The sequence below is a fragment of the Erythrobacter ramosus genome (assembly GCF_009828055.1).
Classification (GTDB): Bacteria; Pseudomonadota; Alphaproteobacteria; order Sphingomonadales; family Sphingomonadaceae; genus Erythrobacter; species Erythrobacter ramosus.
In genome coordinates, this window is sequence record NZ_WTYB01000001.1 from 92,501 (window position 1) to 104,895 (window position 12,395).

The 12,395-nt window shown below is 61.4% G+C and carries 8 protein-coding genes, 2 tRNA genes and 2 rRNA genes (1 of these 12 cut by a window edge); 4 read left to right on the forward strand and 8 right to left on the reverse strand.

Translation table 11 applies throughout. The features are described 5' to 3' along the window. The 4 genes from GRI59_RS00455 to GRI59_RS00470 all read right to left on the reverse strand — a co-directional run. A 23S ribosomal RNA gene (locus GRI59_RS00455) occupies positions 1 to 716 on the reverse strand (it extends 2,073 nt beyond the left edge of the window). A gap of 311 nt (positions 717 to 1,027) precedes the next feature. Beyond that, a tRNA-Ala gene (locus GRI59_RS00460) sits at positions 1,028 to 1,103 on the reverse strand. Positions 1,104 to 1,113: 10 nt separating this feature from the next. Continuing rightward, a tRNA-Ile gene (locus GRI59_RS00465) sits at positions 1,114 to 1,190 on the reverse strand. A 201-nt stretch (positions 1,191 to 1,391) separates the two neighbouring features. Continuing rightward, positions 1,392 to 2,876: ribosomal RNA gene (locus GRI59_RS00470) — 16S ribosomal RNA — on the reverse strand. The 16S and 23S rRNA genes sit together here with 2 tRNA genes alongside, the layout of an rRNA operon. Positions 2,877 to 3,681: 805 nt before the next feature. Between GRI59_RS00470 and GRI59_RS00480 the strand changes: the two genes are divergently transcribed. From GRI59_RS00480 to GRI59_RS00490, 3 genes are all read left to right on the forward strand, one after another. Continuing rightward, positions 3,682 to 4,605 carry a retroviral-like aspartic protease family protein gene (locus tag GRI59_RS00480; protein ID WP_237440628.1) on the forward strand — a complete coding sequence of 308 codons (924 nt, stop codon included), beginning with the start codon at positions 3,682 to 3,684 and terminating at the stop codon, positions 4,603 to 4,605. A 49-nt stretch (positions 4,606 to 4,654) separates the two neighbouring features. Further along, positions 4,655 to 6,529, forward strand: coding sequence for an ABCB family ABC transporter ATP-binding protein/permease (locus GRI59_RS00485; protein ID WP_160759257.1), 1,875 nt, complete (start codon positions 4,655 to 4,657; stop codon positions 6,527 to 6,529). 92 nt (positions 6,530 to 6,621) lie between these two features. Beyond that, a complete protein-coding gene (locus tag GRI59_RS00490; RefSeq protein ID WP_160759258.1) occupies positions 6,622 to 8,574 on the forward strand; it encodes a S9 family peptidase in 1,953 nt (650 codons plus the stop codon). A gap of 168 nt (positions 8,575 to 8,742) precedes the next feature. On the opposite strand, the gene GRI59_RS00495 is transcribed toward GRI59_RS00490, so the two are convergent. The 4 genes from GRI59_RS00495 to GRI59_RS00510 form a co-directional block, all read right to left on the reverse strand. After that, complete coding sequence (locus tag GRI59_RS00495) at positions 8,743 to 9,117, reverse strand: ACT domain-containing protein (RefSeq protein ID WP_160759259.1); 375 nt, start codon at positions 9,115 to 9,117, stop codon at positions 8,743 to 8,745. Continuing rightward, a complete protein-coding gene (hslU, locus tag GRI59_RS00500; protein WP_160760354.1) occupies positions 9,117 to 10,418 on the reverse strand; it encodes an ATP-dependent protease ATPase subunit HslU in 1,302 nt (433 codons plus the stop codon). The genes GRI59_RS00495 and hslU overlap by 1 nt, the downstream gene beginning before the upstream one ends. A gap of 90 nt (positions 10,419 to 10,508) precedes the next feature. Beyond that, positions 10,509 to 11,066, reverse strand: coding sequence for an ATP-dependent protease subunit HslV (hslV, locus tag GRI59_RS00505; RefSeq protein WP_160759260.1), 558 nt, complete (start codon positions 11,064 to 11,066; stop codon positions 10,509 to 10,511). Between the two features lie 54 nt (positions 11,067 to 11,120). Then, complete coding sequence (locus GRI59_RS00510; RefSeq protein ID WP_160759261.1) at positions 11,121 to 11,600, reverse strand: outer membrane protein assembly factor BamE; 480 nt, start codon at positions 11,598 to 11,600, stop codon at positions 11,121 to 11,123. A 257-nt stretch (positions 11,601 to 11,857) separates the two neighbouring features. Here GRI59_RS00510 and GRI59_RS00515 point away from each other — a divergent pair, with 257 nt between their 5' ends. Beyond that, a complete protein-coding gene (locus GRI59_RS00515) occupies positions 11,858 to 12,385 on the forward strand; it encodes a ubiquinol-cytochrome C chaperone family protein (protein WP_160759262.1) in 528 nt (175 codons plus the stop codon). Positions 12,386 to 12,395: the final 10 nt, after the last annotated feature.

Below are 12,395 nucleotides of genomic sequence, written 5' to 3' on the forward strand. Positions count from 1 at the left end.
ATCGCCGGGTTTCGGGTCTAATCCAACATACTCAGTCGCCCTATTCAGACTCGCTTTCGCTTCGCCTACACCTAACGGCTTAAGCTCGCATGCTAGATTAAGTCACTGACCCATTATGCAAGAGGTACGCTGTCACCCCCTATGGGGCTCCAACTGCTTGTAAGCATTCGGTTTCAGGTACTGTTTCACTCCCCTAATCGGGGTGCTTTTCACCTTTCCCTCACGGTACTGTGTTCGCTATCGGTCATGTACGAGTATTTAGGCTTGGAGGGTGGTCCCCCCATGTTCAGACAGGATTTCACGTGTCCCGCCCTACTCTAGTCCTTCATCATCACTTTCGCATACGGGGCTGTCACCCGCTACGGCCACACTTTCCAGAGTGTTCTGCTAGTTGAAATGAAGGCACTGGCCTGGTCCCGGTTCGCTCGCCACTACTACGGGAATCTCTGTTGATGTCTTTTCCTCCGGGTACTGAGATGTTTCAGTTCCCCGGGTTCGCTTCACCAAGCCTATTTTATTCAGCTCGGTGATACCTTATCCACCTCGCCCGGCTGGCCCGAAAGCCAACTGGAAGAAATGGTGAAGGTGGGTTTCCCCATTCGGAAATCGCCGGATCAAAGTTTGCTCACAACTCCCCGACGCTTATCGCAGCGTGCCACGTCCTTCTTCGCCTGTACATGCCAAGGCATCCACCAAATGCTCTTACCTCACGCTTGAGAATCCACACTATCAACGACAGGCCTGCATAGAGCCTAGCGTCTTGCGATAGTGAGGAGAATTATCTCAGCCAGATAATCAATTTGATTAATGTGATGATATTCGCCGCCCAGCCACAAACCCAAAGGTCTGCACCAGTACGACGATACCGCCACGGCATCGATTTAAAAACCCATTCACAATGTCAAAGAACGGCAATCCCATGCAAAACATGGCGATTACCTAACCCGCCGAAGCGGGATCAGTTTTCGTTTCATCTATCGGATATATTTAGCGCGCTGGCATAAAGCCGCGCTGCATCATGTGTACCTGGTGGAGCCTATCGGGATCGAACCGATGACCCCCTGCTTGCAAAGCAGGTGCTCTCCCAGCTGAGCTAAGGCCCCTTACAGGTAATGGTGGGCCTGAGTGGATTCGAACCACTGACCTCACCCTTATCAGGGGTGCGCTCTAACCAACTGAGCTACAGGCCCACACCACCGCATCCGGCCGCCATTCCCGAAGGAACAGGCTGCCGCGTGGGCGTGAGCCGGCTCAGGCACACAGCTTACAGGCACAGTAGCGCTGCAAGCTGTATCCGATTGATGAAAGGACATGAGGACGACGGCAATGTTCTTTGGAAGCCACGAAGCTCTTCCGGAGGCTAGCCCCGGCGCTTTCGTGAATATCCTTAGAAAGGAGGTGATCCAGCCGCAGGTTCCCCTACGGCTACCTTGTTACGACTTCACCCCAGTCGCTGAACCCACCGTGGTCAGCTGCCTCCTTACGGTTAGCGCACTGCCTTCGGGTGAATCCAACTCCCATGGTGTGACGGGCGGTGTGTACAAGGCCTGGGAACGTATTCACCGCGGCATGCTGATCCGCGATTACTAGCGATTCCGCCTTCATGCCCTCGAGTTGCAGAGGACAATCCGAACTGAGACATCTTTTGGAGATTAGCGCATCCTTGCGGAATAGCTGCCCACTGTAGATGCCATTGTAGCACGTGTGTAGCCCAGCCTGTAAGGGCCATGAGGACTTGACGTCATCCCCACCTTCCTCCGGCTTATCACCGGCAGTTTCCTTAAAGTGCCCAACTGAATGATGGCAACTAAGGACGAGGGTTGCGCTCGTTGCGGGACTTAACCCAACATCTCACGACACGAGCTGACGACAGCCATGCAGCACCTGTCACTAGGTCCCCGAAGGGAAGAAATCTGTCTCCAGAAGTCGTCCTAGGATGTCAAAGGCTGGTAAGGTTCTGCGCGTTGCTTCGAATTAAACCACATGCTCCACCGCTTGTGCAGGCCCCCGTCAATTCCTTTGAGTTTTAATCTTGCGACCGTACTCCCCAGGCGGATAACTTAATGCGTTAGCTGCGCCACCCAAGCTCTATGAGCCCGGACAGCTAGTTATCATCGTTTACGGCGTGGACTACCAGGGTATCTAATCCTGTTTGCTCCCCACGCTTTCGCACCTCAGCGTCAATACTTGTCCAGCGAGTCGCCTTCGCCACTGGTGTTCTTCCGAATATCTACGAATTTCACCTCTACACTCGGAATTCCACTCGCCTCTCCAAGATTCTAGCTTTCCAGTTTCAAGGGCAGTTCCGGGGTTGAGCCCCGGGATTTCACCCCTGACTTAAAAAGCCGCCTACGTGCGCTTTACGCCCAGTAATTCCGAACAACGCTAGCTCCCTCCGTATTACCGCGGCTGCTGGCACGGAGTTAGCCGGAGCTTATTCTCCCGATACTGTCATTATCATCTCGGGTAAAAGAGCTTTACAACCCTAAGGCCTTCATCACTCACGCGGCATTGCTGGATCAGGCTTTCGCCCATTGTCCAATATTCCCCACTGCTGCCTCCCGTAGGAGTCTGGGCCGTGTCTCAGTCCCAGTGTGGCTGATCATCCTCTCAGACCAGCTAAAGATCGTCGCCTTGGTAGGCCTTTACCCCACCAACTAGCTAATCTTACGCGGGCCCATCTAATGGCGATAAATCTTTGGTCCGAAGACATTATCCGGTATTAGCAGTAATTTCTCACTGTTATTCCGAACCAAAAGGCAGGTTCCCACGCGTTACGCACCCGTGCGCCACTAACCCCGAAGGGTTCGTTCGACTTGCATGTGTTAGGCATGCCGCCAGCGTTCGTTCTGAGCCAGGATCAAACTCTCAAGTTGTGTCACACACTAAACTAGCATGGGGAAAACCCCACCCTCCAGTCTAGCATGAGCTGCAAGGAGCCAATACCTGCACTGTCAAACGTAATGGATACGAATGAACATGCTTACCATCCGCGCAGACGTGGTGTCTGCGACGAATGTGGCATCGGCTTAAATTAACCGGTTACCGGAGCCTTGAGGTCCCCGGACCGAGCGCCGTCGCCCACATGTCCCTTCATCAAAAACCAACAATGTCAAAGAGCCACCAGACAGTAATAGCGGACAGCGATTGGTTCCCCGATTTACACCGGGGGACCGGCTATCCGTTTATGTTGGCGACCGGTCGTTGCGGTGGCGGTGGAAGCCGTCAGCGCCGCGTCGGTGGAGCCCATCTATGAGGGGTTCGTGATTCGGTCAACGGCTTTTTGCAATTTTATTTCACTGGCACGCAAGAACCGCAGAATTCTGCCATTTTTTCCCTTCATTCACCCCCCGATCAGGCCTTCGTGCCGGGGTGAATCGCCGGTTTGAGGGCCCGAATTCGGGTGAATCGGGGGTCTGAATCGCCTTTTCAGCCTCATTCTGGAGGGCAAAGCCTCTGTCTCCCCCCCGGTCTCCCCCGAGATAACTGTCCAACGGACCCGATTCACCATTTGACCGTGATTCGTCCCCCCGTTTGGCACCTGTTGGGATGTCTACGCAGCGGTGTTAGAATGCCCGTTGTCGGACAGGGCCGTCAGCATCCTGCCGCATTGGGGAGATACCTTATATGTCCGCGCGCACCCTTATGGCAGCAGCCGTTCTCGCCATCAGCGCCCCCACAATGGCTGAGACCCCGGCTGTCGGCCCTTCGATCCCCACGCCAGTCAGCGCGGCGATCGATCCTGCCGCGGAAGTCCTTACTCTTGAGACGGAGCGCCACAGCCGCCTGACGCTTCCCGTATTAGTCGAAGGCACCGGGCCGTTCGCCTTCATGATCGACACCGGCAGTCAGGCGACCGCCGTCACCCACGAGATTCGCACCACCGCCAATCTCGCGCCAGCGGGCAAAGCGGTGCTGGTCGGGATGGCGAGCCGCCGCGAGGTGGAGCTTGCCAGTGTCAGGCGTATCGAGTTCGGGACCAACAGCTATACCAACTTCTCTGCCCCCGTGCTCTCTCGTGAGAATGTCGGCGCGGACGGGATCATCGGGCTCGACGCCCTTCAGGACTTCCGCGTCCTCATCGATTTCCGAAAGCAGACCATCGCGGTCGAAGATGCCAGCGTGAAGGAGAAGCGCGGCGGGTTCGAAATCGTGGTGCGAGCGCGTAGCCGCCTCGGTCAGCTGCTGATCACCGACGCAACGGTCGAAGGCGTCAAGGTGACGGTCATCATTGATACCGGCGCGCAGGCTAGCCTTGGCAATATGGCCCTGCGCGACAAGATCCGGGCCAAGCGCGCGCAGGATGTCATCACCACCGACGTCAACGGCGTCGATATCGTGGGTGAGATGGCGATCGTCCGCTCGCTCAGCATCGAAGGCCTGGCGCTGACCGATGTACCGCTGACCTTCGCCGATACCCCGGCCTTTGATGCACTGGGGCTGCGCGATCAGCCGGTGCTTTCAATCGGGATGCAGCATCTGGCGCTGTTCGACCGGGTCGCGATCGACTTTGGCCGCCAGCGCATTCTGTTCGATGTCCCCGCCGATGTTGCCCGGGCGATGCGGCAGGCCAAGCAATCGGCGAACTATCGCCCGCGCTTCTAGAGTCAGGCTCGCCTTGCGGTAAGCCACCGGCGCGCCCACATCAGGGGCCATGCCGCCCGAAACCCCCGCTCCCGCCGATCCTGCCGACGCCAGTAAAAAGGTTCGCGCGCGCGATGTGGAAAGCTGGGCAACGCTCAAGCGCTTCCTGCCCTACCTGTGGCCCAAGGATAATCCCGGCCTCAGGATACGGATCGCGGTTTCGATGGTGCTAGTGCTGGCGGCCAAGGGCGTCACACTTGCCCTGCCCTTTGCCTATAAGGGCGCAGTCGATGCCATGTCAGCCGCCGGGGCGGGCGCAGCGAGTGACGGTGCGACCGTCGCCCTCGCGCTGGTTGCCGCCTACGCGCTGGGGCGCTTCACCTCGGTCGCCTTCGACAATCTTCGCAACATCGCCTTCGAGCGAGTCGGCCAAATCGCGACGCTGCATCTGGCCGAGGACGTGTTCCACCGCCTTCACCGCCTGTCCCTGCGCTTCCACTTGGCGCGGCGCACCGGCGAGGTCACCAAGATCATCGAGCGCGGGACCAAGAGCATCGACCAGATGCTCTATTTCCTGCTGTTCAACATCGCCCCCACCATCGTCGAGCTGATCGCGGTCGGGATCATCTTCTATATCAATTTCGGCATCGAGCTGGTCTTGGCCACGGCCGTCACCGTGGTCGCCTATGTCTGGGTCACGCGCGCGATCACGGAATGGCGCACCAAGCTGCGGCGCGAGATGAACGAGCTCGACGGCAAGGCGCTGTATCGCGCAGTCGATTCGCTGCTGAACTATGAGACGGTGAAATATTTCGGCGCCGAAAAGCGCGAGGAAGCGCGCTACAGTCAGGCAGCGCGCGCCTATGCCGAGGCGGCGGTGAAATCCGAAAACTCGGTCGGCCTGCTCAACATGGCGCAATCGGTCATCACCAATGCGCTGGTCGGCGCGGCGATGGCCTATACGGTTTGGGGCTGGAGCACCGGGGCCATGACCGTGGGCGATCTGGTGCTGGTCAATTCGCTGCTGATCCAGCTGTTCCGTCCATTGGATGTGCTGGGCTGGGTGTACCGCACCATCCGGCAGGGATTGATCGATATGGGCGAGATGTTCCGTCTGATCGACACCGATATTGAGGTAAAGGACACACCCGGCGCGCCCGCGCTGATCATCCGCACGCCCACTGTCGCCTTCGACAATGTCACCTTCGGCTATGATCCGGGGCGCACGATCCTGAACGGTCTTTCATTCGAAGTGCCAGCTGGCAGCACCACCGCAATTGTCGGGCCTTCAGGCGCGGGCAAGAGCACGATCGGGCGTCTGCTGTTCCGCTTCTATGACCCGCTGTCAGGCCGGATCATGGTGGGGGGCGAGGATATCGCCAGCGTCACGCAGGAAAGCGTGCGCGCGGCCATCGGGATAGTCCCGCAGGATTCGGTCCTGTTCAACGAGAACCTCTCCTATAACATTGCCTATGGCGCGGAAGGCGCGGATCAGGCGATGGTCGAACAGGCCGCCCGTGACGCGGCGCTGTCCCCGCTGATCGAACGCTTGCCCGACCGGTTCGAGACGATGGTGGGCGAACGCGGCTTGAAGCTATCGGGCGGAGAAAAGCAGCGCGTCGCCATCGCTCGCACGCTGGTGAAGAACCCGCCGATCCTGTTGCTCGACGAAGCGACAAGCGCGCTCGACACCCGGACCGAGCAGGAAATCCTCGGCACTCTGCGGAGGATTGCGCAGGGCCGCACCACGATCGCGATTGCCCACCGGCTGTCGACCATCGCGGACGCTGACAACATCCTGGTGCTCGACCACGGACGGCTGGTGGAGAGCGGCGATCATGTCGGTCTGCTCAAGCGCGGCGGGCTTTATGCGGAGATGTGGTCGCGTCAGGCGGCGGAGCGGCGCGACGAAGATGTCACCGTTGATGCCGAGGCAGCCGAATAGCGGGGCAGGATTGCTAGCACGCTAGGGCGGCGTTACCTGTGCTCCACTGCCCTCGCCCAGTGCGGGGTGCCCATGGAGAGAGACCTACGAACATGCGTCACGCTCGTCTGATTGCCCTGCTACTCGGCAGCGCCGCCCTCACCCCCGCCGCCGCGCAGGATACCGCTGCACCGCCCGCCGAGGTGCCGACCGTGCCGGTGCCCGCTGCGCTCACCGCCGAGGAGATGCCGCAAATCCCGCTCGAACTGGCCGCCCGTGTCCGCCCCTATCTCGAATCGCGTGGTGCCGGCTTTGCCGGGTGGGACCCGAACACCCGCGCGGTGCTGATCAGCACGCGCTTCGCCAATGTCAGCCAGCTTCACCGGATCGCGATGCCGATGGGCGCACGCACGCAGATCAGCTTCGAAGCCGAGCCGGTCTCGGGCTCTTATGCCCCGACCAAGGGTGATGTCATCCTCGTCACCAAGGATCGCGGCGGGGATGAGTATTACCAGCTCCACACCCTCAAGGATGGCCGCCTCACGCTGCTGACCGACGGCAAGAGCCGTAACCAGCCCAACGCCTGGAGCAAGGATGGCGAACTCATCGGTTTCAGCTCGACCCGGCGCAATGGGGTGGATTCCGACCTTTATGTCATGAACCCGCGCGATCCCGCCTCGGCCCGGCTGGTGCATGAAAGCAAGGGCGGCGGCTGGGCGATCATCGCCTTTTCGCCCGACAAGACCTTCGCCTATGTCGCTGATTACAACTCGGTGCAGGATGTCGATATCTACCGGCTCGATCTCGCCAGCGGCGCGATGAGACCGATTGGCAACCCGAAAGCGGAGATTGCCTTCAGCGGCATGGAGATCGCGCCCGACGGCACCTTGTGGGCGACCAGCGATGCCGGCTCCGATTTCCAGCGGCTCGGCCGCCTCGATCCCGCTTCGGGCAAGTTCACGCCGGTCTCCAAGGAGCAATGGGACGTCGACAGCTTCGATGTCTCCGATGACGGCAAGACCATCGTCTATGAAGTCAACGAAGCCGGATCGGACCGGATGCGCATCCTTGATGTGGCGAGCGGCAAGGTGACCAAGGTCGATGTCCTGCCCGCCGGCCAGATTGGCGGCTTGGAGATCGCGCCGTGGGGCGAGATCGGCTTTTCCTTCTCCAGCGCCAAGAGCGCGTCGGATGTGTGGTCGCTCGATCCCAAAACGATGCAGCTGACCCGCTGGACCACCAGCGAGACGGGCGGGCTCGACCCTTCCGTCAATGTCGAACCGCGCATCGTGACGACCAAGAGCTTTGACGGGCTTGAGGTCTCCGGCCTGCTCTATCTCCCCGATCCGGCCAAGTTCCCGGGCAAGCGCCCGTTGATCGTCGATGTCCATGGCGGCCCGGAAGGGCAGAGCACGACGGGCTTTGCCGGGGCCGGCAACTACATCCTCAACGAGCTCGGCATCGGGGTGTTCTTGCCCAACGTGCGCGGCTCGACCGGGTTCGGGAAGACGTTCGTCAGCCTCGACAATGGCCCGTTCAAGCGCGAGGATTCGGTCAAGGACATGGCCGCGCTGATTGACGCCGTCCGCGTCGATCCCGCAGTCGATCCGGCCAAGGTCGGCGTCAGCGGCGGGTCTTACGGCGGTTACATGTGCTATGCCGCAGCGGTGCAGCTGAAGGACAAGCTCGCTGCGACCCAGTGCACTGTGGCGATCAGCAACTTCGTCAGCTTCCTTGAGAACACCAACCCGTACCGGCAGGACCTGCGCCGGGTGGAGTACGGTGATGAGCGCGATCCGGTGCAACGCGCCAAGCTCACCGAAATCAGCCCGCTGACCCGCGTGAACGAGATCACCAAGCCGATGTTCGTCATCACCGGCGCCAATGACCCGCGCGTGCCCAAGTCCGAGGCCGATCAGATGGTCGCCGCGATCCGCGCCAATGGCGGGGAGGTGTGGCATCTGGTGGCGGCTGACGAAGGCCATGGCTTCCGCAAGAAGGCCAATTCGGACTACGCCTTCCTCGCTGAACTGGTGTTCTGGAAGAGGCACCTGCTGGGCGAGTGACCGCTCGCGTCTCCGCCTGTTGGAGACACATGAGACACTGTCCAGAAACGAAAATCCCGCCCCCCTCACCCCTGCGCAAAACGGCCGAAGCGAGGGGGCGGGCGACGGGAGGGAGTGGATCATGGCAGCGATCCTGCCAGCGCCCCGGCCGGTAGGAAAGCGCCCGGATCAGCCGGCGGCGCGGGCGGAGATATCCGACAGGATGGCAAGTGCCTCCCCGCGCCGCTCCCACGGCACGAACAGGTGATCGTGGTGGAAGCCTGCGACGACATTGCAGGCGATCCCGGCTGCGGCCAGCGCGGTAGCGACCGCCGCGGTCAGCCCCACGCCGTCGAGCGCGGAATGCACCATCAGGGCGATGCGCGCGAACGCACCGTCTGCATCAGCGACAATCGCCGTCAGTCCCTCGTCCTCACGGATCAGGGCAAAGGCGTCTGCCGGCGGATCGCCCGTGATCAAAGCGAATTCCCACCGCCGCGCATCCAGCACCGGGGCCATGCCCGCCAGCATCCCCGCAAGGTCGCTGACCGGCCCTGCGCTCATCAGAGGATATACTTGCTGAGGTCGGTATTGCCCGCCAGCCCTTCGAGCCGCGCCTTCACATAGGCCGCGTCGATCGTGATTGTCTGGCCGGTAAGGTCCTCCGCCTCGAAGCTGATTTCCTCAAGCAGCCGTTCCATCACCGTCTGCAACCGCCGCGCGCCGATATTCTCGACCGTGGAGTTCACCTGCGCTGCGATGCGGGCAATCTCGCCAATCGCATCGTCGGCAAATTCGAGCGTTACCTGCTCGGTGCCCAGCAGCGCCTTGTATTGCGCGACCAGATTGGCGCGGGTTTCGCTGAGGATGCGGACGAAATCGGCCTCGGTCAGCGCGCGCAATTCGACGCGGATCGGCAGACGGCCCTGCAATTCGGGCAGCATATCGCTGGGTTTTGCCACGTGAAACGCGCCGCTCGCGATGAACAGCACATGGTCGGTCTTCATCGGGCCATACTTGGTCGCAACCGTGGTGCCTTCGATCAAGGGCAGCAAATCGCGCTGCACGCCCTCACGCGACACCGATCCGCCGCGCACATCGCTGACCGCGATCTTGTCGATCTCGTCGAGAAAGACGATCCCATTGGTCTCGGCATTCAGCAGCGCCGCGCGGGCGACATCGTCCTGATCAAGCCGCTTGTCCGCCTCTTCGTCCACCAGCCGGTCCCACGCTTCGGGCACGCGCAGCTTCTGGCGGCGGGTGGGTTTGCGGCCCAGCGCCTTGCCCATCATGTCGCTGAGGTCGATCATCCCCATCTGACCGCCCATGTTGCCCATGTCGAACGGGGCGGCAGGGGCATCGCGCACCTCGATCTCGACTTCGACATCGTTCATCGCGTTCTGGGTGATGCGCTGGCGGAAACTGGCGCGGGTCGCTTCGGAGGCATTGTCGCCGACCAGCGCGTTCAAGAGCCGGTCCATCGCGGCTTCCGACGCGGCTTCGCGCACCTTCTCGCGGCGGCGTTCCTTTTCGAGCCGGATCGCTTCTTCGACGAGGTCGCGGGCGATCTGTTCGACATCGCGGCCGACATAGCCGACTTCGGTGAACTTGGTCGCCTCGACCTTGATGAACGGCGCTTCGGCGAGCTTGGCCAGTCGGCGGCTGATCTCGGTCTTGCCGCAGCCCGTCGGCCCGATCATCAGGATGTTCTTCGGCGTCACCTCATCGCGCAGATCCGCGCCGAGCCGCTGGCGCCGCCAGCGATTGCGCAGCGCAACGGCGACCGCGCGCTTGGCTTCGGACTGGCCGATGATGTGTTCGTCGAGCGCGGCGACGATGGCTTTGGGGGTGAGGTTTTCGGTCATAATCCTGTTCGTCATTCCGGCGAAGGCCGGAACCCAGATTCCGGCGTTGCGATGCTGGGCCCCGGCCTGCGCCGGGGTGACGGATGTAGGTTAAACGGTCTCGACCGTCAGGTTGCCATTGGTAAAGACGCAGATGTCAGCAGCAACGGCCATCGCCTTGCGCGCGATGGTTTCGGCATCGGCCTCGTAATCGGCAATCGCCCGTGCGGCGGCGAGCGCGAAATTGCCGCCCGATCCGATCGCGGCAATATCGCCTACCGGCTCCAGCACATCGCCGTTGCCGGTTAGCACCAGCAGCGTGTCATGGTCGGCCACGATCATCAGTGCCTCAAGGTTGCGCAGGTATTTGTCCGTGCGCCAATCCTTGGCGAGCTCCACACTCGCGCGCATCAGCTGGCCGGAATATTGCTCGAGCTTCTTTTCCAGCCGTTCAAACAAGGTGAAGGCATCCGCCGTCGCTCCGGCGAAGCCCGCGATCACGGAGCCGTCACCGATCCTGCGGACCTTGCGGGCATTGGGCTTCATCACGGTGTTGCCCATCGACACCTGGCCGTCTCCGGCGATGACGGTCTTGCCGTCACGCCGCACGCCGATGATGGTGGTTCCGTGCCATTGGACGAGGCCATGGCTGGCATTATCGCTTGTCATGTCGGAGAATATGGCGCGCCTTCCCGCAGGATCAAGCGCGCAAGTGCCAACCGATTACTGGCCGCCTGGCCCGCCGCCACCCGGCAGACCGCCGCCGCCGACCTGACCGATATTGCCGAACAGGTCTTCAAGGAAGCCACGCTCGCGCCCGAGGGTGGGAGTCTTGTTACCGTTGGGATCGAGGAACACGACCTGATCCACACCGCTGCGCTTGACGCCTGTCACCTTGCCCGCAGAGTCGAACGTGACCGCCAGGACCGAATGGGTCTGGATGCGCGGACGGTTGAACGGGCGCTGGCCGGTGATGCTGGAAACGTAATACCAGGTCGGTGTGCCGTACTGGCTGGTGAAGGTTGGCCGCCCGAGCGTGCCTTCGACCGATTGCTGGTTGTCGATCTGCGGCTGGATCGCGGCCGTCAGAACCGGATCGACGATGTAGCCGCGCGATTCCTGGATCGCGGTGCACGCGGGCAGCGTCGCCGCCACGCCCGCCAGCAGCAACAGGCTACGCAGCCTGCGCCAGCTCAAATCCATTGCGCTCGCCATTTTCATCTGCGCCAAACCGTCTCAATCCCGTCCTGCACTCACGCACAATCGCGCACTTGTCCCTTGGGCGACGTGCTTTAAGGGGCTAGGCGCAAGCTTGCAACGCACCATATGGCAAAGCGGTGGCGTGCTGGCGTTGAACGGCAGTTGAACGCATCCGCGCTTCGTGCGTTGCCGTAAGGAACGAAGGGGCCGCGCGGCCCCACGCCTGCATTGGAACACCCGCGCGAAAGGCCAAGCATCCCATGTCTTTCCTCTCCCGCCTGCTCGGCACCGCTCCCGACCCGCGCGAAAACGTGCGGCCGCTGTGGCATCGCGTGATCGAGCTGGCGCGCGATTCCGCATATTATGCCGAGTGCGGCGTGGCAGATTCGATCGCGGGTCGCTTCGACATGATCACCGCTGTGCTGAGCGCCGTGATGGTGCGGGTCGAAGCGTCTGATCTCAGGGCCGAAAGCGCGCTGCTGGCCGAGTTGTTCGTGGAAGACATGGACGGGCAATTGCGCGAATTCGGCGTGAATGACGTTGTCGTGGGCAAGCGCATCGGCAAGCTGATGAGCGTGCTGGGCGGCAGGCTCGGGGCCTATCGCAGCGCCTTGAACGCAGGCGATCTGGACAAGCTGACCGCTGCGATCCAGCGCAATGTGACCTTTATCGAAGGCGCCGACGAAGCAGCCAGCGCCCGCGCCGTGGCCGAGCGGGTGATGAAGCTGTTCGAGCGGCTCGGGCGCTTCTCCGATGCCGAAATGCTGAAAGCGAGCGCGATCTGGTGAGTGCGCCGCT